Annotated in this window: 20 protein-coding genes; 10 read left to right on the top strand and 10 right to left on the bottom strand. The window is 58.5% G+C overall.

All coding sequences use genetic code 11. From position 1 onward, the window contains the following. Positions 1-150 precede the first annotated feature (150 nt). From HMPREF2888_RS01345 to HMPREF2888_RS01335, 3 genes are read left to right on the top strand one after another with little or no spacing between them, the layout of a single operon-like run. Entirely contained in the window at positions 151-1362 is a 1212-nt protein-coding gene (locus HMPREF2888_RS01345) for an NAD-dependent epimerase/dehydratase family protein (RefSeq protein WP_061921377.1), read from the top strand. Between the two features lie 15 nt (positions 1363-1377). Next, positions 1378-2517, top strand: a complete 1140-nt coding sequence (locus HMPREF2888_RS01340) for a glycosyltransferase family 4 protein (protein ID WP_061921375.1) — start codon at positions 1378-1380, stop codon at positions 2515-2517. 16 nt (positions 2518-2533) lie between these two features. Then, entirely contained in the window at positions 2534-3760 is a 1227-nt protein-coding gene (locus tag HMPREF2888_RS01335) for a DUF6882 domain-containing protein (RefSeq protein WP_061921372.1), read from the top strand. 17 nt (positions 3761-3777) lie between these two features. On the opposite strand, the gene HMPREF2888_RS01330 is transcribed toward HMPREF2888_RS01335, so the two are convergent. Further along, a complete protein-coding gene (locus HMPREF2888_RS01330) occupies positions 3778-4830 on the bottom strand; it encodes a 3-hydroxyisobutyryl-CoA hydrolase (protein WP_061921370.1) in 1053 nt (350 codons plus the stop codon). Between the two features lie 56 nt (positions 4831-4886). Between HMPREF2888_RS01330 and HMPREF2888_RS01325 the strand changes: the two genes are divergently transcribed. From HMPREF2888_RS01325 to HMPREF2888_RS01315, 3 genes are all read left to right on the top strand, one after another. Beyond that, complete coding sequence (locus tag HMPREF2888_RS01325; protein ID WP_239240829.1) at positions 4887-5711, top strand: HAD family hydrolase; 825 nt, start codon at positions 4887-4889, stop codon at positions 5709-5711. Positions 5712-5896: 185 nt separating this feature from the next. Then, positions 5897-9679, top strand: a complete 3783-nt coding sequence (locus HMPREF2888_RS01320; RefSeq protein WP_246815016.1) for an acyltransferase family protein — start codon at positions 5897-5899, stop codon at positions 9677-9679. A 182-nt stretch (positions 9680-9861) separates the two neighbouring features. After that, positions 9862-10533, top strand: a complete 672-nt coding sequence (locus HMPREF2888_RS01315; protein ID WP_061921367.1) for a DUF1648 domain-containing protein — start codon at positions 9862-9864, stop codon at positions 10531-10533. Positions 10534-10618: 85 nt separating this feature from the next. Here the strand turns inward: HMPREF2888_RS01315 and HMPREF2888_RS01310 are convergent, their stop codons facing one another. Beyond that, positions 10619-10945 (bottom strand): putative quinol monooxygenase, encoded by a 327-nt coding sequence (locus HMPREF2888_RS01310; protein ID WP_061921364.1) that lies wholly within the window; start codon positions 10943-10945, stop codon positions 10619-10621. A 226-nt stretch (positions 10946-11171) separates the two neighbouring features. Between HMPREF2888_RS01310 and HMPREF2888_RS01305 the strand changes: the two genes are divergently transcribed. Continuing rightward, on the top strand, positions 11172-11546 hold the full coding sequence (locus HMPREF2888_RS01305) for a hypothetical protein (RefSeq protein WP_141744799.1): 375 nt from the start codon (positions 11172-11174) through the stop codon (positions 11544-11546). Beyond that, positions 11543-11959, top strand: a complete 417-nt coding sequence (locus HMPREF2888_RS01300) for a hypothetical protein (RefSeq protein WP_061921358.1) — start codon at positions 11543-11545, stop codon at positions 11957-11959. The genes HMPREF2888_RS01305 and HMPREF2888_RS01300 overlap by 4 nt, the downstream gene beginning before the upstream one ends. Here the strand turns inward: HMPREF2888_RS01300 and HMPREF2888_RS01295 are convergent. Together HMPREF2888_RS01295 and HMPREF2888_RS01290 are read right to left on the bottom strand one after the other, a co-directional pair. Further along, positions 11952-12533 carry a hypothetical protein gene (locus HMPREF2888_RS01295; RefSeq protein WP_210386793.1) on the bottom strand — a complete coding sequence of 194 codons (582 nt, stop codon included), beginning with the start codon at positions 12531-12533 and terminating at the stop codon, positions 11952-11954. The two genes, HMPREF2888_RS01300 and HMPREF2888_RS01295, sit on opposite strands and share 8 nt — an antisense overlap. Before the next feature lie 90 nt (positions 12534-12623). After that, complete coding sequence (locus tag HMPREF2888_RS01290; protein WP_061921352.1) at positions 12624-14474, bottom strand: ABC-F family ATP-binding cassette domain-containing protein; 1851 nt, start codon at positions 14472-14474, stop codon at positions 12624-12626. 94 nt (positions 14475-14568) lie between these two features. Between HMPREF2888_RS01290 and HMPREF2888_RS01285 the strand changes: the two genes are divergently transcribed. After that, positions 14569-15897 (top strand): NHL repeat-containing protein, encoded by a 1329-nt coding sequence (locus HMPREF2888_RS01285; protein ID WP_061921349.1) that lies wholly within the window; start codon positions 14569-14571, stop codon positions 15895-15897. Positions 15898-15959: 62 nt separating this feature from the next. Here HMPREF2888_RS01285 and HMPREF2888_RS01280 read toward each other — a convergent pair whose 3' ends face one another. The 4 genes from HMPREF2888_RS01280 to HMPREF2888_RS01265 form a co-directional block, all read right to left on the bottom strand. Further along, entirely contained in the window at positions 15960-16913 is a 954-nt protein-coding gene (locus tag HMPREF2888_RS01280) for a 4-(cytidine 5'-diphospho)-2-C-methyl-D-erythritol kinase (protein ID WP_082778571.1), read from the bottom strand. After that, positions 16907-17764 carry a 16S rRNA (adenine(1518)-N(6)/adenine(1519)-N(6))-dimethyltransferase RsmA gene (gene rsmA / locus HMPREF2888_RS01275; RefSeq protein ID WP_061921344.1) on the bottom strand — a complete coding sequence of 286 codons (858 nt, stop codon included), beginning with the start codon at positions 17762-17764 and terminating at the stop codon, positions 16907-16909. Before rsmA ends, HMPREF2888_RS01280 begins: the two co-directional genes overlap by 7 nt. Positions 17765-17859: 95 nt before the next feature. Next, positions 17860-19011 (bottom strand): resuscitation-promoting factor, encoded by a 1152-nt coding sequence (locus tag HMPREF2888_RS01270; protein WP_061921341.1) that lies wholly within the window; start codon positions 19009-19011, stop codon positions 17860-17862. Positions 19012-19215: 204 nt separating this feature from the next. Further along, positions 19216-20034, bottom strand: a complete 819-nt coding sequence (locus tag HMPREF2888_RS01265; protein ID WP_061921338.1) for a TatD family hydrolase — start codon at positions 20032-20034, stop codon at positions 19216-19218. A 235-nt stretch (positions 20035-20269) separates the two neighbouring features. Between HMPREF2888_RS01265 and HMPREF2888_RS01260 the strand changes: the two genes are divergently transcribed. Then, the gene (locus HMPREF2888_RS01260; RefSeq protein WP_061921335.1) at positions 20270-20785 is read left to right on the top strand and encodes a GNAT family N-acetyltransferase; all 516 of its coding nucleotides are present in this window, start codon (positions 20270-20272) and stop codon (positions 20783-20785) included. Here HMPREF2888_RS01260 and HMPREF2888_RS01255 read toward each other — a convergent pair. Together HMPREF2888_RS01255 and metG are read right to left on the bottom strand one after the other, a co-directional pair. After that, positions 20755-21933: an MFS transporter gene (locus tag HMPREF2888_RS01255; RefSeq protein WP_061921332.1), complete on the bottom strand. Its 1179-nt coding sequence runs from the start codon at positions 21931-21933 to the stop codon at positions 20755-20757. The genes HMPREF2888_RS01260 and HMPREF2888_RS01255 overlap by 31 nt on opposite strands. 1 nt (position 21934) lies before the next feature. Further along, positions 21935-23767: a methionine--tRNA ligase gene (metG, locus tag HMPREF2888_RS01250; RefSeq protein WP_061921501.1), complete on the bottom strand. Its 1833-nt coding sequence runs from the start codon at positions 23765-23767 to the stop codon at positions 21935-21937. Between the last annotated feature and the right edge of the window lie 113 nt (positions 23768-23880).

Here is a 23880-nt window from a genome sequence, read left to right as displayed (position 1 = left end):
CCCCGGACCGGCGGCGACACCTGCCGGTACCGGGGTACTGTCGTATAAGTCGTATTTTCCGCCCACAGGCCTCGCTCCTCCGGGCAAAGATAGACCTTCCTGTCAGCGCATGTTCGCATGCATCCCTCGAGTAAGTTTGGAGTGTTCACAGTGAAGATTGCGATTCTGGGCGGCGACGGTTTCTGTGGATGGCCAGCATCCCTTTATTTGTCCGACCAGAGCCATGACGTCATCATCGTGGATAATCTCTCACGCCGCGCTATCGACGAGGAACTCGGCGCGAGTTCGTTAACCCCCATCGTCTCGATTGAGGAACGCATCGCGGCATGGCATGAGGTCTCCGGCAAGACCATCGCTTTCCACAACTTGGACGTTGCTCAGGACTACGACGCTTTGCTCGACTTCCTGGTAACTGAACAACCGGATGCAGTAGTGCACTTTGCTGAGCAGCGCGCTGCTCCTTATTCCATGAAGAATTCGCGTACCAAGCGTTACACGGTGGATAACAACATCAACGCCACCCATAACCTGCTGGCCGCCATCGTGGAATCCGGCCTCGACATCCACGTGGCTCACCTCGGCACCATGGGCGTCTACGGCTACGGCACCGCGGGCATGGAAATCCCGGAAGGCTACCTCGACGTACAGGTCAAGGTGGAGGGCCAGGAGCCAATCGAGCAGTCCATCCTCTACCCTTCCAACCCAGGCTCGGTCTACCACATGACCAAGGTGCTGGATCAGCACCTTTTTGCCTACTACGTCAAGAACGATGAGCTGCGCGTCACCGACCTACACCAGGGCATCATCTGGGGTACTCACACCGAGCAAACACTTAAAGACGAGCGCCTCATCAACCGCTTCGACTACGACGGCGACTATGGCACGGTGCTCAACCGCTTCCTCATCCAGGCAGGTATCGGTTACCCGCTGACTGTCCACGGCACCGGTGGCCAGACCCGCGCTTTCATCCACATCCGCGACATGGTCCGCTGCATCGAATTGGCTCTGGAGAATCCGCCGGCCAAGGGCGAACGCGTAAAGATCATCAACCAGATGACAGAAACCCATCGCGTGCGCGACCTTGCAGAACTCGTCGCCGAGCTTTCCGGTGCGAAGCTCGCCATGGTGCCGAACCCGCGCAAGGAATCGGCAGAAAACGAGCTGCACGTTTCCAACAACACCTTCTTGGAACTTGGCCTTGAGCCAACTACCTTGAGCGAGGGGCTCCTCCACGAGATCGAGGAGGTAGCAAGGCGCTACGCGGACCGCGTGGATCGCTCCAAGATTCCAGCGCAGTCGCTGTGGACGAAGCAGCAACAGGTTGGAATTCCGGAGGAATTCCTCGACAAGGCCGCTCACTAACCCCACTTTTAAACCGTGCGCATCGCAATCGTTACCGAGGTCTTTCTCCCGAAGATCGACGGAGTAGTCACCCGCCTGACCAAGACCCTAGAGCAGCTTGCTGTTCTAGGGCACGAAGTCAAAATTTTCGCCCCGGGCAATCCTCCGAAAAGTTTTGCAGGCTTTGAGGTTTCCCCGATCCCCAGCCTTTCCTTACCGGTCTACCCGGAGATCAAATTCGGTCTTCCAACTTGGGGATTCTTCAGGGAAATCCGCGAATGGGACCCAGACGTAATTCATGCCGTCAACCCCATTTGGACTGCCGCACTAGGCGTCTTCGCTGCCCGGCGCGATGCGGTCCCGCTGGTGGCAAGCTTTCACACCAACGTCCCGGAATATGTTGACGCTCTCGGCATCGGGTGGACACGCCCGCTGACAGAGCATGCGATCACCTACCTACACAACCAGGCCGCGGTGAACCTGTGCACGTCTGCCCCCATGGTGGATAAGGCCCGCACGATTGGGATGCACAACGTGAAGTTGTGGCCCAAGGCCGTAGACACTCAGACCTATCACCCGAAAAAATCCACACCAGTCATGCGTGAGCGCCTCAGCGCAGGCAACCCCGACGCCCCGCTTCTTACCTATATCGGCCGCATTTCCAAAGAAAAGGACCTGGAGCGGCTCGCCAACGTAACAAAACTCGTGCGCCAGGAAGTACCCGCGGCACGCTTGGCCATCGTGGGCGCTGGCCCCTATCTGGAGCAGCTCAAGAAGTCCTTCGACCCTGAAGTCACTGTCTTTACCGGTTATTTGTCCGGCGAAAAGCTGGCGCAGGCATTCGCTTCCGGTGACGTTTTCCTCTTCCCCTCAGCGACGGAAACTTTAGGCTTGGTTGCCCTTGAATCCTTTGCTGCCGGAGTGCCTGTCATCGGTACAAACGCCGGCGGCATCCCTTTCGTCATCGACGAGGGCGAAACCGGTCACCTCATCGATCGCGATGCTTCTGACGATGAATGGGCCGCAGCTGCGATTGGTCTATTGACAGATCCCGCGCGACGCGCCCGCATGGGTCAGGCCGCGCGTACCGAAGCAGAGCGCTATTCATGGTTAGAATCCACAAAGGCACTCGTTGCCGCTTATGAAGAAGCGATAGATAATCCCTACCGACGCTGAGGAAGTTTCACGCCCCATGCCATTGCCGCCGTTGCCACTGCCTAAAAATCTGGAAGAAATTTACTCCGCCGGTGCCTTCGTGCAAGCAGGTATCGATGCGGAATTTACAAAGCAGCTGGGCGAGGTTGAAGCGATGGAGTTCAACTTCCAGCCTTCCCCGAGCGCTGATGGGACTACCGAATTGGACCAAAAGGTCCAGGTTCGCTTCAACACTGCGCAGGGAATACGCGATTTTCCAGGCATGCGCCTTGCCACCATCAAGGATGGCATTCTCACCTGGTGCGCGGAAGGTGCGCGTCAAGCGCCCATCGCGGAGTTCCACGAACCGCAACCTTTCGAGTACTCACTGCTTAATATCGCGCGCTTCCTCGTGGGCAACGCCCCGGTCGCCCGGGTACCGCAGGGCGATCACGAGGCAGTGGTGGCCATTGCGTTCAACAGTCTTCCGCACGATACGGCCAGCACTATCTCCTTAGGACTTGAGCGTTTCAGCGGCGGCATCGACGAGCGCTTGGCCTTGCTGAACCTCGCGCAAGCGCGCCGGCTCGAAGCTGATTCCGCGCCGGGTAACGCCAAGGGCGGCGCCACAGCGGAGACAATCACGCTCAGCGATGGCACCAGCGTGCATTTGAGCGCCAAGGATGCACCGGGTGGCCAGCGCATCGTTGGCATCCGCAAGGCCCATTCGGGTGTACTGCCAGAGCACGTGCTTGCCGACGCCCATTTCACCGCCGTTGAGCACCAGTTCTACCTGGAGTCGCGCTTTCCTGATGCCGCCGTGCAGTTTGATGCCGCAACGGCCACCGCGATGCTTTCTACCTCGACCGGTTCGACGCCCGTCGATGCTCATCTCATCGCAACGGTCGACTCCGATGAGTTCACGTGGGCGTGGGCTGATCCGGACTATGCGGGCACGCATTCTGCACGCGCTTCCTTCAACTTGCAACGCTTCGGGCGCGATAACTGCGTCCCAGATCTTGTCCGGCCTTGCCTACCAATGGAGTGGGCGAAGGACGCTTTTCTTCCGCAGATTGCGATGCCCATCCTCGGCGCATGGACTTTGCTGACCGTACCGCTGGGTGAAAAGACCGGTATCCTCCTAGCGAGCTCGCCTACGCTGACGTTACCTGCCCCTACTCTGGAGGTTACCGAGGCAGTGCTGGCTGTCGACCTTCCTGCAGGCTGCGACGCCGAACGCGCCCGTGCCGCTTACGCCGCTAACCGCGGCGTCGCCAGTTGGTAAAGCATTCGTGCCAGCATTTAGGCGTTGGCGATAACCTCGCGGAATTCGGCGGCCTCTCCCGCTGCGGGGAACGCAGCATCATGAGTTTTATCTACTAGGACCGCACGCACACCTTCGACAAAATCTGGCCGGCGCAACATGTGCTTGCCCAAAGCCAGCTCCATGCGCAGGGCCTCACGGACGTCTTTCGCTTTGGCTTCCGCAGCGAAAAGTTCAGTAGCCGCAACCAAAGATGAAGGGCTAGCCTTTTCAGTAAGTTTTGCAAAGTCCTCTGCCAGCTGCGTATGGGCCGGAAGCGCTTGCTTGATTTCGGCCCATGTATCCAAGGCAAAGACTTCATCGATGTCATCAATGAGCTCTGCTAGCTCAGGTTTACCTTCCGGTTTAATCGCGTGCTTTTCTGCAGCGGCATCGACGCCTTCGGCAATAACATCATCGATGAATGCTTGGGGGCTTTCGATGACGTGCGTCGCCAAGCCAGCCCAGAGCATATCTGCGGCATACATGCGGTAGCCGCTAAGCCCCCAAAACTTTGCCAGTGCGGGATCGGATTTTCCACGCGTGCCAATCATGCGTTGGGCCATGTAGGCGACACCGACGTCAGTGATATAGCCAATTGCCATCTCTGGCATCGAAGCAAATGCTTTGTCGGTGACGATTCGGTGCGAACCGTGGGCGGAAATTCCTAGTCCGCCTCCCATGACGACGCCGTCGATAACGGAGATATAGGGCTTGGGATACTCGGCGATATCACCGTTCAGTTTGTACTCTTTTTCAAAGAATTCATCCACTTGTCCCCAACGTTCCTCCAAGACTCCGTCGCGGGCGGCACGTACGTCACCACCAGCACAAAAGGCCTTGGGGTTTCGCGAGTGAACCAGCACTTGTTGGACATTTTCGTCTTCGCGCCACTGGGAAAGAGCTTGGCGAATAATGTCAAGCATCTCAGGATTTAAACTATTGAGCGCGCGCGGCCGATCCAGCTCGATAACTCCGGTATGGTTGCGAACTGATACTTTCACTGGCTCGGCGTGAGAACTTGTTTCTACAGCATTGTTATTCTCAGACATGCCCTCCAGTGTGGCATATCACATTAGATACGGCTACCCCGATAAATCACAGATTGGTGGACGATTTGGCCCCGCAGCTCATTGCACTAGACATGGACGGCACTCTCTTAAACCCGGAGGGTCAACTTCCACATGACTTTGCGGAACTTAAGGCACTCGCTGCCGAAAATGAGTCCGTTCTAATCCCGGCGTCGGGCCGCCAGCTTGCCACCTTGCAGAAGATGTTCCCCGACTTTGACGCCTTCATTGCCGAAAACGGTGCGGTGGTCATGCGCGACAATGAGATCATTGCGTCCTTTCCCCTACCCCCTGAAGCTGTACGTCGCGTTCTAGCAGCATCGTCTGAGTTCCCTGCTGAGCACACGTTGGTTCTGTGCACCCCGGAGTGCGCTTTTATCAAGCGCGATATCCCAGAGCATGCGATTCAGGAAATCGCCAAGTATTACAGTGCGGTTAAGTGGGTGGAGTCCCTCGATGAGGTGCCGCTCGATAACGTCATTAAAATTGCGGCCTACTGTAAGGACGGCTCAGAGGCCAACCTCGCCCCTACGGTCCGCAAGGTCGTGCCGGAACACACCGTGGCCATCTCCGGCAAGGTCTGGCTCGATGTCATGGCAGACGGCGTCGACAAGGGCAAGGCTTTGACTGCTATGGCCAAGCTTAGCGACGTCGCGCTTTCCGAGACCGCCGCCTTCGGTGACTTCTTAAACGACTACGAGCTTTTGCGTGCCGCGGGCCTAGCGGTAGCAATGGAAAACGCGCATCCACAGTTGAAGGAGATCGCAGATATAATCGCCCCGTCCAATGCAGACAACGGTGTGTCCACGGTTCTGCGTAAACTGTTCGCGGAGTCTGCTACCAGCAATTTAGGCACAAGTTAGGTTGCCCAAATAAGGGTGAGTACTCCTCCCCATTTTTTAGGATTCATTTACCGACGCGGGCTAGAATAACCCAGTTGCTAGCCACTATTTCCCTGGAGAATGTTTTGAAACAGTTTTTGAGGTCCCTCCTCGGCCGACCAACGCAACAGCCTCAGGAGGCCCCGCAGAAACCGGTATATCAACCAGTGGCGGATAACAAGGATCACAACAACGATCCAAAGAAGGCAGATCCACAAATCAATGGTTCGCAGGACAAGTCTGTGAACATGCCTTCCCAGGCTAAGTCTGCCAAGGCAAACTCCTCTAAGCCAGCACAGCAGAAGCAGTCCGAACAGAAGCAGCCTGAGCAAAAGAAGTCGACTTCTGCCCCTAAGAAGCCGGAGAACTCTAAGCCTGCCGCTGCCCCTAACAAGCCGGCCGCACAAAACAAGCCTTCCGCAGCATCGGGCAAGCCTGACACTTCCAACGCCAAGCCAGGCAATACGGTACCGAAGCCAAGTGCGCCAGCCCCTACACAAGGTTCTGCTGAATCTAAGCCGCAGCCAGATCCTCAGAAGAAGCAGACTGATTCCAAGGCTCCAGCAAAGCCAGCTCCGAAGAACACCAAGAATGCTCGTCTGGTCTACCCACCTCAGGAAAAGGGCGCTGCAAACAAGCCAGCATCAGCTTCCCAACAGAAGACCGAGGCAAAGCAATCTCCTGCCGCTCCCAAGGGCGTAGCGCCGAAGAACTCTACACCTAAGAATTCTGCAGATTCCGCAGCCTCCTCATCCAAGGATGCGAAGGCCAACAAGCCTGCTGCAGAAAAACCAAAGCAGTCTGCACAAAAGGCACAGCCGACGCAGCCCCCAAAGCAAGCTCCTCAGAAGTCTCAGCCTGCCCAGCAACTTAAGCCAAAGACTTCTCAAGCTCCTCAGCAGAAAACTGCCGCTGCGAAGCCTCAGCCCGCTCAACAGCAGAAGCCACAAACTGCGCAGCAACAGAAGCCGGCGCAAAAGCAGGCCAGCCAACCCCAAAAGACTCCTGCTCAAAAGCCGATAAGCCCGAAGTCTCTGCCTGCCAAGAATGTGCAGCCAGGCGCCAAGGCTCAGCCAAGCAATAAGCCTCAGCAGCCTGCGCAGCAGATGCCCCAACCCGCTCAACAGCAGAAGCCACAAACTGCGCAGCAACAGAAGCCGGCGCAAAAGCAGGCCAGCCAACCCCAAAAGACTCCTGCTCAAAAGCCGATAAGCCCGAAGTCTCTGCCTGCCAAGAATGTGCAGCCAGGCGCCAAGGCCCAGCCAAGCAATAAGCCTCAGCAGCCTGCACAGAAGTCTGCACAGCAAAAGCCCCAGCCACAGCCGCAGAACCAGAACCAGTCTGGTTCTGCTCAAAAGCAACAGCTAAAGTCAGCTCCGCTACCAAAGAATGCTGCACAAAAGCCACAGCAGCAGGCTCAGCCAGCTCCGAAGGCTTCTGTTCAGAAGCCAGTTCAGTCGAAGCCGTCAGCACCGCAGGCTAAGTCTGCTGAGAAGCCAGCCGAAAAGCCTAAGCCTGCTGCTAAGTCTGCACCACAGACCGAGCAGAAGTCGGGCAAGAAGCCGCAGCCGTCTCAGCCGAAGAAGAACGCTGACCGCGCTGGCGGTGCTGGTCGCGCTGCTGGCGCTGCTGCAGCGGCAGGCGCAGCTGGTGCTGCAGGCACGGCAGGTGCTTCCGCAGCAAAGTCTCCGTCGGCGAAGACACCAGCGGCCGATCAGGAAATCAAGCGTGCACTCGCACGCCGTTCCCAGCCGGTTGGTACGCCTACCCCAAAGCAGATGAAGCCACCGAAGCCTTCCCGCGAGGCACGTAAGAATCCTGAGCAGCACGATGGTACCGGCAAGGCAGCCTCTGCTGGTGCTGTGGCTGGTGCGGCAGCAGGCGCGGCTAGTGCTTCCACGGCGTCGGCAAGCGAGGCTCCAAAGAAGACCTCCTACGTGCAGCCGCCGCAGAAAGCATCGCAGCCAAAGCAAGACTCCAAACCGGCAAAGCCGGTGATGGTGGACCGCTTCCCGCACGAACCGGAAGCGTTGAAGACCCCGCACGATAGCAAGGAAGTAAAGCGCACTAAGCGCGCACGCCTGCGCCAGGTTAAGGGCCTTGACGGCCTGCGCGGCTTAGCCGTTCTTGCTGTGGTTATCTACCACTTCTTCGGCGACGTGCTGCCTGGTGGTTACCTTGGCGTGGACATGTTCTTCGTGCTCTCCGGCTTCCTCATCACCTCCCTGCTGGTGCGTGAGTTCCGTGTGAGCGGTCGAATCAGCCTGAAGGACTTCTGGGTACGTCGATTCCGCCGCATCCTGCCCGCAGCGCTGACCGTTTTGATTATCTGTACTGCCATCGTGGCCCTCATCGGCGGCGATATCGCAGTCGGTATCCGTGAGCAGTTCCTGGGCACGTTCTTCTTCGTCAACAACTGGACGCAGATTGCCACCTCCCAGTCCTACTTCGCGGACAATGAGATCCAGGTCTTTGCCCACTACTGGTCCTTGGCCGTAGAAGAGCAGTTCTACGTCATCTGGCCGCTGCTTATCTTTGGTGTCTTTGCCATCTCCCGCCGTCAGCCGCGCCGTCTGCCAATCGCAGTCTCGCTGCTGCTGGCTATCGCCTCCGGCGTAGCAATGTGGCTGATTTACACCCCGGGCCAAGACCCAACCCGCGTGTACTACGGCACCGATACCCACGCCTTCGGCCTGCTCATCGGTGCTATTCTGTCCCTGATTGTTACCAGCACCAAGTCCCACCCGAAGGCAGATTCTTGGCCAAGCCCTGGTAAGTCTGAACAGGTAATGGCCGGCGTCATCGGCACCTTCGCCTTGGCCGGCTACATCGCGCAGCTGTTCCTCATGCCGGACGATGCTGAGTTCACCTACCGCGGCGGCCTCATCCTCACCAGCGTTCTCGGCGCACTGATGATCTGGGGCGTTATCCGTGAGTTCGGTCCGCTCAAGTGGATCTTCAGCACCGCCGTCATGCGTTGGCTCGGCCAACGCTCCTTCTCGCTGTACCTGTGGCACTGGCCGGTCGTGATGATTTTGCGCGCGATTTTCGACGGAAACCACTCCTCCGACAAGCCGTGGATTCTGGGCCTTGTCGCGGTACCGATCTCTTTCTTGCTGGCAGAGCTTTCCTACCAGTTCGTGGAGAATCCTTTCCGCCGCGGCGGTTACAAGAAGACGTGGACTGGCTACTGGGCGGCCCGCCCATCCATGTCCGAGATGAAGGACGGATTTGCCAAGGCCTTTTGGCCGCTCGTGCCGTTGATCGTCGTCGCTTCCCTAGTGGGCGTGGGCTATGCGCTGGCGACCTCCAGCGATAAGTCTGAGCTGGAGCAGCAGCTCGAGCAACTGCAGAAGCAGAATAAGTCCACGCAAAACGGCGGCCCAGCGCCTGCTGCCGCACCAAGCACGCAGACGGAAAAGACGCGTCGCCCGATGCCAACCGGCAATGAAATTACCGCCATCGGTGACTCGGTGATGTTGGCTGCCTCCGAGGCACTGCAGCAGCGCTACCCAGGCATCTACATCGACGCTGAGGTCTCCCGCCACTACAGCGCTGCCCCACCAATCATCGAGCAGCTGAAGGCAGCCGGCGACCTGCGCTCCACGGTCTTCCTTGGCTTCGGCACCAATGGCCCGGCATTCCCCGACCAGATTCAGGAAGTCGTTGACCTCATCGGCCCAGACCACACCATCGTGATGGCCGTTCCTTACGGCGACCGCGAATGGATGGCACAGTCTCAAAGCGACGTCATCGACGCTGCGAAAAAGTACGACAACGTCTACCTCGCTGACTGGTGCACCCACGCACAGAACAACCCGAACTTGCTCTATTCCGACGGCATTCACCCGCTTCCGGAAGGCGCCTCGGAATACGCCCTGGCGTTCCACTACGCCTTGTTGCAGTACTCCAACTACGACAAGAACTTGGATTCCAAGTGCCAGATCTAGTAGTTCTTTAGCCAAAGCTCCTAGAACGCAAAAGGCGGACGGTCCCTTACAACGGACTGTCCGCCTTTTCGTTTGTCTAACGCTTGAGCCGATATCTTCGTTATCATGTTTTTGGATTTATGTAGGAAACTGAACACACGAGGAACTTCCTGTTGACAGCTCTACGCAAGGAATGGATTTGGTTGGCCGCCACGGCAGCGCTTGCGCTAGTCGCCGCAATAGTTGTAATTCTCGGCTGGGACAGCCTCCCAGACCCGCTACCCAAGCATTTCAATGGTCGAGGCGAACCTGATGCATGGATGCCAAAGACCTATCGAAATGCAATTGGTTTTGCGTTACTTGTACCTCTCGTTCTCACGATTACATCAGCAGTAACTATCGGAATAACGCAACAAAGCACCAAGACAACCACAAGCAGCTATTCGCAGGCTTCTGCGGTTGATATCGAGCGTAGCCGTGCTCACTCCGCTGCTATCCTTCCCACGTTAAGCTTTTGGTTCTTCGCCCTAACGGCGATCTGCACGGCGTTCGCGCTCACTGGAATCTTTCTCAGCGGCCCTAGACCGCTAATTTTCCCCTGCTTAGTCGTTGCCATCCTTGTGGTTTGCGTCTGGCTCGTGTTCAGGTTGAATAGCATAAATAAAAAGCTGGATGAACAATTTCCTGACTCCTCTACAGCGGGCAAGCTTCGTTACGGATTGTTCTACTACGACCCCACAGATACCCGCGCGATGGTGCCCCTTCCCAGCGGTTCTTCCCAATTCAACTTTGGGCAGAAAAATTCCTGGTTTATCCTCGCTGGGCTCTTAGTACCTGCGGCCCTATTGATTATCCTTCTTAGCGTCGCGGCCTAGATTGCCCAAATAAAAAAGTCCGCCTCCCTGCGCTGCGTGGTTGTATACACGGTGCAGGGAGGCAGATTACTTTTAAGCCAGTGCCTTAGGACTCGACCTTGTATTCGGCCATGCGGTCCCACTCAGTCTTGCCGTCGATGTGGACGTTGATGATTTCTGGGGTCTCAAGCAGGTACTTCGGGAACTCCTCGCAGGAGCGCTTGAAGTGCTCGCCCTCGACGTGCTCGACGTCCTTGCCATCGGCATAAGCCTCAACGAGGAGGAAGCGCTGACGGTCCTCCGGATCACGGTACCAATCAAAGTTCAGGCAACCCGGCTCCGCATTACAAGCCTGGGTGTACCAGTCGATCTCCTCGAGGAAGGTTTCTGCGTATTCAGGCTTTACGTGGAATTTTACGTTAATCAAAATCATGAGCCCCATCGTACGTATGTGTATTTTCGTCCGCCACGATGCAGCACAGCGGCATGATTGGGGGTTTCACCAACGAGCACAGCACGCGCCACCCAGATCGCCTTCGGCAACAGTAGCCAAATACTATATTGTGTAAGAATCCTCTTTAGAAAGGCCCCTACCCTCCTGTAACTACGCAAATCTCTTTGGACGAAGGCCGCGCGCTGTGGCGCCGGAGGCTTCGCCGATGGATTGCACTCGGGGTTTTATCGTCGTCTGCGGACTGATTTTGTGCGTAGGTACGATCCTTGGCAGAGAGGCTGCCCGCAACTGGGCCGATTATCACGCAGCACGCCCGCTGTGTGAGCGCGAGGTGCTCAAGCAGGCCAAGATTCCGGAGCGCGCAATGTTCCTTACTGAGACCATCCCGGAAACGGATTCAAAGATCAGCGCGCCCATGCGTGTTTATACCGCCCACGGTGAGGTCATCTTCATCAACGATGAGGGCGTTGAGGATGAAGGCACCTATGACTGCTTGGTGAGTTTCCGTACCCATAGCTTTGTCACGAGCCGCGCCGAAGTCTCTGGCATTGCCCCCGCTGCCCTAGTGGAGGCTTCATGAGTTCGCTGGCGAAGGAACTAAGCGCTAGGCGACGCCGTCAAAAACTCGGCGTCGCTCTTCTTGTGGTGGGAGCAGTCGCGGTGACTGCGTTGTCGATGACCCGCTCAATTTCGAAGTACTACGGATGGATCAATATCAACCGTGCGGCTCAGGTCTGTGAGGCCACCGTGCAAGACCTTGCCGCCCGCCCCGAGACAGTGAACTTTCCCGGCGCGCCTGACATGGTCACCGACCGTATCTTAAAGGACGGAATCGTCCACTATGCAGGCACCGGCAGCGTGACTATGGAGGACGCAGCCGGTACCCGAAACGTGGGTTTCTTTAGCTGCTCTGTAGATCTGCGCGCGAGCACCAATTTCGTTGATTCGAGCGCCACGCTATTAGGCGTAGAGCCGGCCGCATTAGCTAGTTGAAAAAGTACTCGGCGAGGTAGACAAAGTTGCCGTCAAAGCTGGTGGCTACGCCGAAGTGCTTGCCCGGTGCTGGGGTAACTGGAACGTCACGGTTGAGCCAGTTGAGGCGGTCGTGAGCTTCCTGAATGGTCAGGCGGTAGACGTTGCCGCTGCCTTCGTTCAAGTGAGTGCGGCCGTCACCGACGTTACTGCGGTAGGTAAGAGCACCAGCCGCGCCCTGGTCAGCCCATTCCTGAGCGATGTTGCGAGCGTTCGGATCCTCAACGTGGCCCTGCTTGCGCAGGTGCTCAGTGGTGGCGCCGACGAGGTGGTGAGCTACCTCCGGAGCTGGCTGCTTGACAAACGGCGGAAGCTGAATGTTGTACTGCTTTGCAAGGTCATAAGCCTGCGGTGACAGTTCGACCTGTGGGACGCCAGCTGGAATGAACTGGGAGCTGCCAGCGGTGACATCTGCCGGGATGCCCGCAGGTAGCTGGGAGGAGAAATCCGGAAGCTGAGCGTGTGCAGGAGCCAAGCTGCCGGCTGCGAGAGTAAGGGCGATGGAAACGGGGAGAATACGGCGCGTCAGTTTCATATCCTCCACCGTGCCACACACTGGGGCGAGCTGAATAGTATTAGGCAGTGCTGAAAGCGAGATCGCAATAGCATTGTTATCTACGCATTCTTAGCCTTCGAGCTTCTCGCCAAGCTCTAGCCACTCCATCTCAAGCTCCTCGCGCTGAGAGGTTACTTCCTTCAGCTTGCTGTCTAACTCGGTTAGCTTCGCGGTGTCGATGTCGCCCGCGCCTGCCACCTCGGCCATCTCGGCGTTGAGCTTGGTGGCTTGCTCGTCGAGCTTGCCCATTTTGCGCTCCAAGGCATTCATCTTCTTGGTCAACTCGCGTTCCTCTTGGGAGGACAGGCGCTTGGTAGATTCCTTCTTGGCGTTTCCTGCGCCATTGCCGCTGCCGTCGGGAGCAGAATCCTGTTTCGCGCTTTCGCCGAGGTTGACCACGCCTGCGGGCTGAGCCGCGTCGAGGGCGGCGCGGCGGCGCAGGTATTCGTCAATGCCGCCTGGCAAGTTGGTGAGTTTTCCGTCGCCAAAAAGCGCATAGGTATTATCCGCAATGCGCTCAATGAGGTAGCGGTCGTGTGAGATGACCACCATCGTGCCCGGCCAAGAATCGAGCAAGGACTCCAGTTCCTGGAGAGTGTCGATGTCGAGGTCGTTAGTTGGCTCGTCGAGCAGCAGCACGTTTGGTTCTGCCATCAACACGCGCGTTAGCTGGAGGCGGCGACGCTCACCACCGGACAAGTCCCCCACCGGGGTGCGCTGGCGCTTAGCGGAAAAGCCCAGGCGTTCTGCAAGCTGCGAGGCAGACAATTCTTTCTTGCCCAGTTGGACGTAGGTGGCCACGTCCTCCACGGCGTCGATTAGCCGGCGCTGCGGATCAAGGTCATCGAGTTCCTGGCGCAACCAGCCCAGACGTACCGTCTGCCCCTCAATGCGCTTGCCCGCGGCGAGTGGATGTTCGCCAGCCAGGGCGCGCAGCAGCGTGGTCTTGCCTGAACCGTTCACGCCGACCAGTCCGATGCGCTCACCCGGGGCCAAGCGCCACGTGAGGTGGTCAACGAGTTCGCGGCCATCCGGCGTCGCAATCGTGGCATCCTCAAGTTCAATGACCACGCGACCTTGGCGCTGCTTGGAAAAGGCCATGAGCTCAACCTTGTTGCGCGGTGCTGGGACATCAGCGATAAGTGCCTCTGCCGCTTCCACGCGGTAGCGCGGCTTCGAGGTACGCGCCGGCGCGCCGCGGCGCAGCCATGCTAGCTCCTTACGCGCCAGGTTCTGGCGGCGCTGCTCCATCGCATCGGCCTGACGGGCACGCTCGGCGCGGGCATAAATCCAGTCGTTGTATCCGCCCTCATAAGGATCGACCACGCCGTCGTGCACCTCCCACGTGGTGGTTGCCACGGTATCGAGGAACCAGCGGTCGTGGGTGACTACGACAGCTGCGATCTTGCGCGCCAGGAGATGCTGTGCCAGCCACTGCACTCCTTCCACGTCCAGGTGGTTGGTCGGTTCGTCGAGCACGATCAAGTCAAGCTCCTGGACCAATGCAGCGGCCAGGTTAACGCGGCGGCGCTCGCCACCAGACAGAGAACCTACCGGCGTATCTAGGCCCAGTTCCACGATTCCGAGGCCGCCCAAAACGTCGCGCACCTTGGCATTCGAGGCCCATTCGAAGGTCTCGAGGCTGAGCGGTTCGATGATGACCTGGGCGATAGTCAGGGCATAATCAAGCTCAAAGCGCTGGGTCACCACGGCCATGCGCAGGTCAGAATTGTGGGACACACGCCCCTCGTCCGGTGGCTCGATACCGGTGAGCACCTCCAGCAGCGTGGTCTTGCCGCCGCCATTCACGCCAACGATTCCGATGCGGTCCCTGCTTTGAACACCCAACGACACCCCGTTGAGCAGCGTCTGCAGACCGAAAGATTTGGAAACTTTTTCCAGGTTAATAAGGTTCGCCATAACGTTTAACCATCTTAGTGCCTAGCGCGCAGTTACCCCCCTCACCACCTCAGACTATTGCAAATGAAAATTACTCTAAATAGTCTAAACGGGTATGAAGAAATCTGCGCTATCTATCCTTGCCGCTGTCTCCGCAACAACACTCCTTGTCACTTCCTGCTCCAAGCCCGCTGATGAGCAGGCCCCGGCCAACGATGCCGCGACTGAGTCGCACGAACACGAGGGCCACGATCACGAGGGCCACGATCACGAGCACGATCATGAAGGCCACCATCATGAACACGATGGAATGGAGGCCGGCGAGGGCGAGACCGAAGTTGCTCAGTTACCCAATCGCGTGGTCATCTCCCACGAAGGCGGCTTGAAGACCTACGACGCCAAAACCGGCAAGGTCATCGAGGAAGAGGAAATTCCTGCATTCCTGCGCCTGTCCAACGCTGGCGATAACCGCCACGTCATGGTCACCAAAGGCGATAAGTTCCTTAGCTTCGACTCCGGCCTCATCACCAAGCCGCACGGCGATCACAACCACTACTACACCGCCGAGCCTAAGCTTTCCGACGCCGAGATCGAGGCGCCGCACGCCGGCCATGTGGTCCACCACGACGGCTTCACCGCTCTCTTCTCTGACGGCGAAGGCACCGCACAGGTCTTCCCAACCGACCAGGCTGGCGACCCGAAAGACGTCAAGACCTTCGAATCCGGCGCAGCACATCACGGTGTTGCCGTTCCGCTCAAGGACGGCTCCGTCGTCATGACCAAGGGCACCGAGGACGAGCGCCACACCATCCAGCATCTATCCAAAGACGGCAAGGTCCTGACCGAGACCACCAAGTGCCCAGGCGTTCACGGTGAGGCTACCGCCGGAAACGGCAAGCTCTTCTTCGGCTGCGAGGACGGCCCAGTTGTCTTCGACGGCAAGGAGTTCCACAAGATCGACGTTTCCGCCTACGCGGGCAAAGACGGCTACCAGCGCTCCGGCAACTCCGCCGGCTCTGAGGAATCCGACGTCATCTTGGCTGACAACAAGACCGAAAAGGACGCCGAGTTCGAGCGCCCAACCTCTGTCTCCCTCATCAACACCAAGGACTACTCCGCCAAAAAGGTTGACCTCGGTTCCTCCTACTGGTTCCGTTCCCTGGCCCGCGGCCCGCTAGGAGAGGCCCTCGTGCTGACTTACGACGGCAAGCTCAACGTCATCGACCCAGAGACCGGCGAGATTACCAAGAAGATCGACGCCATCTCCGAGTGGCGCGAGAACGAAGAATGGCAGCTGCCTGGACCGATCCTCAAGGCGGAAGACGGCTACGCATTCGTCACCGATGCCAACAAGAAGGAACTCGTTGTCATCGACCTCTTCGAGGGCAAGGAAGTAAACCGCTTCAAGCTGGACATCAAGCCAACCGAGATGGCTGTGCTCTAGATAAACAAAAGCTGCAGTGAGGGGACTTTGCCCTACTGCAGCTTTTACTTTTTAATAACACCCTAAATTACTTCGATTCCTGGTGCCGGCGAGGTGGTCACAATGCCACGGGTGCCCTTGTTATCGAACATCACTTGGGCCACGACTTCACCAGCGGTCTCCTCGTCCTCGCACAGGAAGGCACAGGTAGGACCAGAGCCAGAGACGATTCCAGTCAGTGCACCGGCGGCCATTCCAGTGTCCAGAATCTTGCGTAGGTCTGGGCGCAAAGAAAGAGTTGCCGCTTGCAGGTCATTGCGCAGCACCTTTGCGAGAGCCTCGGGACGCCCGCTCATCAGCGCCTGCGCCACCGCAGAAGTGTCCATGGTGGGGTGGCTGCCCTTCCCCGCTGCGCGAAGCTCATCAATCTTGGCAAAGACGGCCGGAGTGGACAGCCCTTCCGCATTGGTAATGATGGCCCACGTATACGTTCCGCGGCTAAGCATCGGCGCCAACTTCTCGCCGCGACCCGTGCCCAACGCCGTGCCGCCGATTAGCGTGAAGGGCACATCAGAGCCTAGGCGCGCTGCCAGTGTTAGAAGTTCTTCTTCACTTACAGCGCCGAAGTCAGCAAATGCGTGAGCGGCCAGGCGCAATGCCGCGGCCGCATCCGCAGAACCGCCCGCCATGCCGCCGGCGGCGGGAATCCCCTTTTCTAGCTGCAACCTGACCTTGGGCAAGGCAAGCTCGCGCTCGCCGCGTACTGCATCCGCTACCGCTTCGACGGCTCGCCATGCTAAATTCTTGTCATTTTCCGGCACGCCTGCGGCATAGGTACCGCTCGCGCGCAGTTCCTGCACGACTGGGCCCGTGGTCATCGCTGCAGGAGTGCTATCCTCAAGCGTTTCGAGGCTAACCACATCAGAAATATTCAGCGATTGAAAGACGGTGGCGAGTTCATGGAAGCCGTCGGGACGCGCTGCCTCGACTCCTAAGTGCAGGTTGACCTTCGCATGGGCGCGAGCACGAATTAACAATTCACACCTGCCAATCGGACAAAGTCTTCGGTGGCCAGCTTCTCACCACGCTGGCGCGGGTCGATGCCGGCTGCCACTAGAGCCTCTTCCGCGGCAGGGCCGCCGCCGAAGTGACCAGAGAGTGCCGCGCGCAGGGTCTTGCGGCGCTGTGCAAAGGCGGCGTCGACAAGTGGGAAAACCGCCTTGCGCGTCTCATCGTTGATAGGCCACGGCGCATTCTCGAAGCAGTCGATGCGCACTAGGCCAGACTCGATGTTCGGCGCCGGCCAAAAGACGTTCTTGCCGATGGTTCCGGCCTGCCGGACGTTGCCGTAGAAGGAAGCCTTCACCGAAGGAACGCCATAGACCTTGCTGCCAGGCTTGGCGGCGAGACGCTCTGCCACCTCAAGCTGAACCATGACGAGTACGCGGCGGATGGAGGGATAAAGTTCCAGAATGTGCAAAAGAACCGGCACCGCGACGTTGTACGGCAGATTTGCCACCAGCGCAGTCGGCTCGCCCAACTCGCCTGCCGTAATACGCAGCGCATCTTTTTCCACGAGCCGCAGGTTGCCTGCTTGCTCCGGTGCGCGCTGCGCGATGGTATCCGGCAGCTGCGCTGCAAGGCGTGGATCAATTTCTATCGCCGTAAGGTCATCGACTGCCTCAAGCAGGCCCAAAGTCAGAGATCCCAGGCCGGGGCCTACCTCAACGACGCGGTCTTCCCGCTGCAACTGCGCCGCACTAACGATGCGGCGGATGGTGTTGGGATCGTGCAGGAAGTTCTGTCCCAGCTTCTTCGTCGGGGTCACGTCCAGCTTCTCGGCCAATTGGCGGATTTCCACGGGCCCGAGCAGTTTGGGTTCAGTCATGCAATTTAGAGTAGTCGAGGTTTTCCGGATACAAAGAAAGCCCGCTTCCGCGGGCTTTGAACGGGGCGCGAATTAGCACCTAAAGGGCTACATGCTTAGCGCAGCCCCAGCTTCGCGGTACAAGCAGGCCATGCGCCCCAGCCCTGTGCGGCCTGAACCTTCTCGGCCACAGCGATCTGCTGCTCACGGGTTGCCTGCCATGCTTCCGGCGCATATGCGGTGCCGCCGAAGCCAGCCCAGGTGGACGGGGTGAACTGCAGGCCGCCGGAGAAGCCGTTACCAGTGTTGATGGACCAGTTACCAGTTGCCTCACACTGTGCGATGGAGTCCCAGACGGAGCCATCGGCTACGGCAGGTGCAGCCGCACCGCCAGCCTCAGGTTTCTTGGTGCCGCGGGCGATGGTGGCAGCGACCGGCTCGGTAACGACCTTTTCCTTGACTACGTCCTCGGATTCCTTAGCACCATCCTTCATCACCAGCTTGCGGGTGACCTTACGCTCACCCTTGACGGCTTCCTCGCGGATTTCCTCGGTGCCCTCTTCGAGCTCTGGGTCATCGACGTAGTTTGGCTCTGCCTCGAACTCTTCGGTGGCGTCGTAGAAGGTGGTAGAAACTTGATCAACCTTGATGGACATGCCGTTGGTCACCGGGGTGTCCATGGCTGGGAAGACGCGGTCATCTTCATCCACGCCAATGCCGCGCTCCTCGATGACGTCCTTGACGGTCTTAGCAGCAATGTTGGTGTAGGTAATCTTGCCGCCGTCGTTGATCTTGACGATCTTCGGCGACGTAACCTCCAACTCCATACCATCTTCCAGAGCGTCATCCTTTTCCACCTTCTTGTCACCGGAGGTAACAGAAGCACCGGGCTTTACGCCGTCTAAATCACCCAAAAGATCAGAAACGGTGAGATCGGTGGAAGAAAGCTGCTTTTCGACGCCGTCGATAGTAACGGCAACAGGCTTAGAGGTGCGCACGGTGATGTTGTCACCGTCGGCAACCTCTTCAGAAGGAGCCGGGTACACGAGATCCTCGCCGCCGACGTTAACGCCCGCAGCCTGCAGCGCCTCATCGACGTTGCCCGCGAAGGTGGCCAGCTCGACCTTGTCACCGTTGACGTCAACGGTGATGTCCTTCTGCGCAGAAACAGCGACGACTCCGCCCACTGCCAAAGTACCGAGCACACCACCGGTGGCAAGGCGCAGAGGCAGGGAACGGGAAGAATTGATGCGCTTAATCTGGTTCATGAAACTCTCTCATCGAAAACGGGGGGAAGCAGAGCAAATCTTTGAATAACGATACGATAACAGCAGGATGTAGTCGAAAACGATTTTTCTACCTACACCACTTCCAGCACTGCTTTCACATTCGGCACGTCCACCACCGCTGAGCAGGCAAAACTCCGAATGTGAATATCGTCACAGATGTGAGCATGAATGCTTAAATCTAGCCTAGGAGAGGCCAAATATCGAAGTGAACGTCTGGTTAACCTCTTCGATCAGCTCCTCGACACGCATGCCTCGCGCGTCAGCTATGCAGTTATACGTATGCCCGATGAAGGTCGGCTCGTTGCGTGCGCCGCGGAATGGCTCCGGGGTCATATACGGAGCGTCAGTTTCCACCAGCAGCTGGCCTGCCGGCGCGGCGGCTGCCGCCGCGCGCATCTCTTCGTTGCGTTTAAAGGTCACGTTGCCGGCAAAAGACAACACCCAGCCGCGCTCGAGTGCTTCCTTCGCCACATCAAACGGCGAGGAGAAACAGTGCAACATGACATTCTCGGCGTCGCCAAGCACCCGCAACAGGTCCGCGTCCGCCTCGCGGTTGTGAATCATCAGGACCTTACCGGTTTCCTTGGCCAGATCCATGTGCCAGCGCAGCGCCTCTTCTTGTACCTCAAGTGGTGCGGTGGATTCCGGCTCATGCTTAATCCAATAGGTATCGAGGCCGGTCTCCCCGATTGCCACGCAGCGTGGGTCCGCAGCCATCTGCGCCAGGCGCGTACGTGCCTGCTCGTCCAATTCCTGCGCCTTGGTGGGATGGATGGCGCACGCTGCCCACACATTGGAAAATTCGTGCGCGGCCTGCAACGCCTGCTCGGCTTCTTCCAAGCCATCGCCTACCGTTACCATGCGCGACACCCCTGCAGCACCAGCGCGGGACACGATGTCGGCGGCTGGGTCCTTGCAGGAGGCTAGGTGTGTATGGGCGTCGACAAGCTGTGACAAGCCTTCTGCTGGAACAGGGACTGGGCGTGGCTTCTTTTTAGACATGGACGCAATTGTAATCTGGAACGCATGCGAAACCACCTTTTTTAGATCCGGCAGCCCAAGGCCAAGGTGTGGACACCAACGTCGCATCCATCAAGTTGCATGAGAAGTTCGGTTTTGCCAATGTAGGAACGTTCAAAGAGGTGTCCTACAAGAGGGGACACTGGCTAAATCTCGCCCATTTGCAGCTGCTCGTTTAGCCCCGCAGCTTCTTATTGTTTAAGGATCCCTGACACCTATGCACGTACGTCCCGCCGCGCCTGCCGACGCCGCCGCAATCGCCTCCATCTACAACGCCGCCTCCGCCGCTACCCCGGCGGCCAACTTGGTCACCTGGCAAGAATCCGTCGAGGATCGTGCCGAGTGGCTCGAACAAATGGAAAAGGACGGCTACCCCGTCTTCGTTGCCGTAGAAGACGATGAGATCATCGGTTGGGCTGCCTATTTCCAATTCGTAACGCCAGCCATCTACTACGGCACCGTAGAAAACTCCGTCTACGTCGCTCCTTCGGCGCGCGGCAAGGGCGTGGGCAACGAGCTCATGTGCGCCGTGGTCGACGATGCCAAGGACAACGACTACGTGCAGACGATGATCACCTACATCGTCGATACCAACGAAGCCTCCATCGGCCTGCACAAGAAGTTCCACTTCGAAGAGACCGGCCGCATGCCCAATATCCACACCAAGGACGGAGTGCGTCTGGGCCTAGTGCACCTGCAACGTCACTTCGACAGGAGCTCGTCGTCGATGTAGACCGAGCGGGCGGCGGCAACGCCTGCCACCGACATCGCTAGGGTAAGTGTGATGAGCACACCCAACGGAACCTCCCAGCCGCCGGTTGCTTGCGCGAGAACGCCGAAGAGGAACGGGAATACGCCAGCCAGAATATAGCCACCCGGCTGCACGAAGCCGGAAAGGCGTGCTGTTACCTCCGGCTGCCGGGTGCGCGCGGCAATCAGGGCGAGGGCCAGCGGGAAGCACATTCCGCCGATGCCCATCAGAGTGGCCCAGGTAAGCGGCGCTGCGCTCGCGTTGACGAGCACACCCAGCCAGCCGGCCAAGGTAGCAGCCGACAAAACCAGTGGAACGGGACGGAGATCTCGCAGCCGCTCAATGAGAATCGGCATGATGAGCCCGCCGACGACGTTGATGGCGCCGATGAGCGCGAGCGCCAGGCTGGCCCGGGAGGCGGAGACCCCACGGCTTTCAAGCATCGTGGGCAGCCACCCCATCTGTGCATAAGCCATGGTGGATTGCAGGCCAAAGAAGAAAAGAAGTGCAACAGCGGTACGCGAACGGCGCATCGGAATCGCCGCGGTATCCGGGCTTTGCACTGGATCGACGCCGGTGTGCTTACAGGCAATCAGCCACCCCACTACCTGCAGGGCGACGGGGATTGCCCACGCAAACAACGACATCCGCCAGCCACCCAGGTGGGTAGACATTGGACCAAGGGCACTCGATACGCCAAGCACGGTGGTGTAAGTCGTCATCAACGCCACCACGGTGCGCGCAGTTCCGTAGGTCTTGATCCATGCAGGCAACAAGATGTTGGTGACAGCGATGCCGCCGACTACGAGCAGCGTGAGCGCAACGAAGGGTGCGAAACTACTTACCCATGGGCGCACGGCAAGCCCCACCACGAGTGCCGCTGCGCCGCCGAGAAGAGTCGTGGTCAGGCCACAACGCCGCGCGATAGGAACGGCGGCCCAGCCCATCAGTGCGAAACACAGACCAGGAAGGGCTGTCAGGGTCCCGGCGATGGCAGGGCCAACGCCAAAAGCTGCGCTGATATCGCCCAGCACCGGCGCCACGGAGGCGATTCCGGCGCGCAGGTTCAGCGCAGTTAAGGTAACGACCGCAAAAGCGAGAGCGGCCGCGATGCTTCGACGAGCCACCATCCTATTTCTGGACGGGTGCCCACTCAGGGCCGGTCTCACCGAGCTCTGGGTCAAGCTTTGCCACGAGCGGCTTCGGCTTGGAAAGCTCAGTGCCAGGCTCGACGTCTACGCGCTTCCATGCCGCCAGCTGGGCGGTGTAATCACCGGTGATGATTGGGTACGGGTGATTCTCCGGCGGCAGGCCAACGCCTACGAGCTCAACCGGGATATCATCCACGACGTCGCGTACCTCAGGCTGTGCCGCCCAAATGCCATCGCGGCCCAAGGTCTCGTGGACCTTCTGCGCGGTAAACGGCAGGAACGGGGTGAGCATGACGTTGCAGTCAGAGACCACCTGGAGTGCGGTCCACAGGACGGTGGCCAGACGCTCGCGTTGGGTCTCATCCTTGGCCAGCTTCCATGGCTCCATCGCTGCAATATAAGCATTCGCCTCACCAACGACGTGCATGACGGCGGTAATAGCCTGCTTGAATTTCGACTGCTCGAGGTAGCCTGCGGCAGTCTCGAAGGTCTCCTCCGCCAGCTGCAGGATGGCCTTGTCAGCTTCTTCCAGTGCGGCGGGAGCTGGGACTTCGCCGAAGTTCTTGTAGGCCATCGAGACGGTGCGGTTGACCAGGTTGCCCCAGCCATTGGCCAGTTCGTTGTTGATACGGCGCACGAACTCGTCCCACGTAAAGTCCGTGTCATTGTTTTCTGGACCGGCCACGGAGATGAAGTAACGCAGCGCATCCGGGCCGAACTCCGCCAAGAAGTCCTTGACGTAGATGACAACGCCCTTCGAAGAAGAGAACTTCGAGCCGGACATCGTCAGGTACTCGGAGGAAACAATCTCGGTAGGTAGATTCAGCTCACCAAACTTGTGCACCTCGCCGCCCTTCGCGCCCTTACCGGCGTAACCCAGGAGCTGCGCAGGCCAAATCTGCGAGTGGAAGGTGATGTTGTCCTTGCCCTGGAAGTAGTAATGGCGAGCCTTGTCGTTCTGCCAGAAATCCTTCCATGCATCCGGGTTTCCGGTGCGATGCGCCCACTCGATGGAAGAGGACAAGTAACCGATGACAGCGTCAAACCAGACGTAGAGCTTCTTTGCGGAGTTTTCCTCCCAGCCCTCTACCGGAATTGGGATGCCCCAGTCGATGTCGCGGGTCATGGTGCGCGGACGCATGTCTTCGAGCAAATTCAGGGAGAACTTCAGGACGTTTGGACGCCAGTCCTCGCGAGTCTTCAACCACTCCTCCAGTGCGTCCTTCACGGAAGGCAGGTCGAGGAGGAAGTGCTCGGTCTCGATGAACTCCGGGGTCTCACCGTTGATCTTGGAAACTGGGTCGATCAGATCTACTGGGTCAAGCTGGTTACCGCAGTTATCGCACTGATCGCCGCGCGCACCCTCAGCCCCACAAATTGGGCAAGTTCCCTCGATGTAGCGGTCAGGCAAGGTACGGCCAGTCGACGGCGAGATGGCGCCCTTGGTGGTTTCCTTGAGCATGTAGCCGTTTTCATAAAGGCCCTTGAACAGCTCCTGCACTACCGCGTAGTGGTTGCGTGTGGTGGTACGGGTAAACAGGTCATAGGACAGGCCCAAGCCGGCGAGGTCGGTGACAATTTGACGGTTATAACGGTCCGCGAGCTCGCGAACGGTCACGCCTTCTTTGTCGGCCTGCACCAGCAACGGAGTGCCGTGCTCATCGGTGCCAGAAACCATGAGAACGTTGCGGCCACGCATTCGCTGGAAACGTGCGAATACGTCAGAAGGAACACCAAAGCCTGCCACGTGTCCGATGTGGCGGGGGCCGTTGGCATACGGCCAGGCAACATTTACTACTACCGACTCAGTCATGCCCACCACTTTATCGAAGCCTTGGTCAACAGCGCGCGTTGAGGGGGGCACATCGACAATGGCGAAAGATCCACGCACAAGGATATTTGCGCGCATAAAGACGCATAAAGAAA

Source organism: Corynebacterium sp. HMSC077D03 (assembly GCF_001808545.1).
Taxonomy (GTDB): domain Bacteria; phylum Actinomycetota; class Actinomycetes; order Mycobacteriales; family Mycobacteriaceae; genus Corynebacterium; species Corynebacterium simulans.
Note: the sequence above shows the minus strand (reverse complement) of the source record. Positions and strands in the feature narration are given on the sequence as shown.

Bases quoted from the DNA above. Each gene is read 5' to 3' on its own strand.
- HMPREF2888_RS01255 (WP_061921332.1), bottom strand. From the start codon at position 21,933: ATGGTGGCTCGTCGAAGCATCGCGGCCGCTCTCGCTTTTGCGGTCGTT.
- metG (WP_061921501.1), bottom strand. From the start codon at position 23,767: ATGACTGAGTCGGTAGTAGTAAATGTTGCCTGGCCGTATGCCAACGGC.
- HMPREF2888_RS01305 (WP_141744799.1), top strand. From the start codon at position 11,172: ATGGATTGCACTCGGGGTTTTATCGTCGTCTGCGGACTGATTTTGTGC.
- HMPREF2888_RS01260 (WP_061921335.1), top strand. From the start codon at position 20,270: ATGCACGTACGTCCCGCCGCGCCTGCCGACGCCGCCGCAATCGCCTCC.
- HMPREF2888_RS01265 (WP_061921338.1), bottom strand. From the start codon at position 20,034: ATGTCTAAAAAGAAGCCACGCCCAGTCCCTGTTCCAGCAGAAGGCTTG.
- HMPREF2888_RS01300 (WP_061921358.1), top strand. From the start codon at position 11,543: ATGAGTTCGCTGGCGAAGGAACTAAGCGCTAGGCGACGCCGTCAAAAA.
- rsmA (WP_061921344.1), bottom strand. From the start codon at position 17,764: ATGACTGAACCCAAACTGCTCGGGCCCGTGGAAATCCGCCAATTGGCC.
- HMPREF2888_RS01285 (WP_061921349.1), top strand. From the start codon at position 14,569: ATGAAGAAATCTGCGCTATCTATCCTTGCCGCTGTCTCCGCAACAACA.
- HMPREF2888_RS01330 (WP_061921370.1), bottom strand. From the start codon at position 4,830: ATGTCTGAGAATAACAATGCTGTAGAAACAAGTTCTCACGCCGAGCCA.
- HMPREF2888_RS01335 (WP_061921372.1), top strand. From the start codon at position 2,534: ATGCCATTGCCGCCGTTGCCACTGCCTAAAAATCTGGAAGAAATTTAC.
- HMPREF2888_RS01290 (WP_061921352.1), bottom strand. From the start codon at position 14,474: ATGGCGAACCTTATTAACCTGGAAAAAGTTTCCAAATCTTTCGGTCTG.
- HMPREF2888_RS01310 (WP_061921364.1), bottom strand. From the start codon at position 10,945: ATGATTTTGATTAACGTAAAATTCCACGTAAAGCCTGAATACGCAGAA.
- HMPREF2888_RS01270 (WP_061921341.1), bottom strand. From the start codon at position 19,011: ATGAACCAGATTAAGCGCATCAATTCTTCCCGTTCCCTGCCTCTGCGC.
- HMPREF2888_RS01295 (WP_210386793.1), bottom strand. From the start codon at position 12,533: ATGAAACTGACGCGCCGTATTCTCCCCGTTTCCATCGCCCTTACTCTC.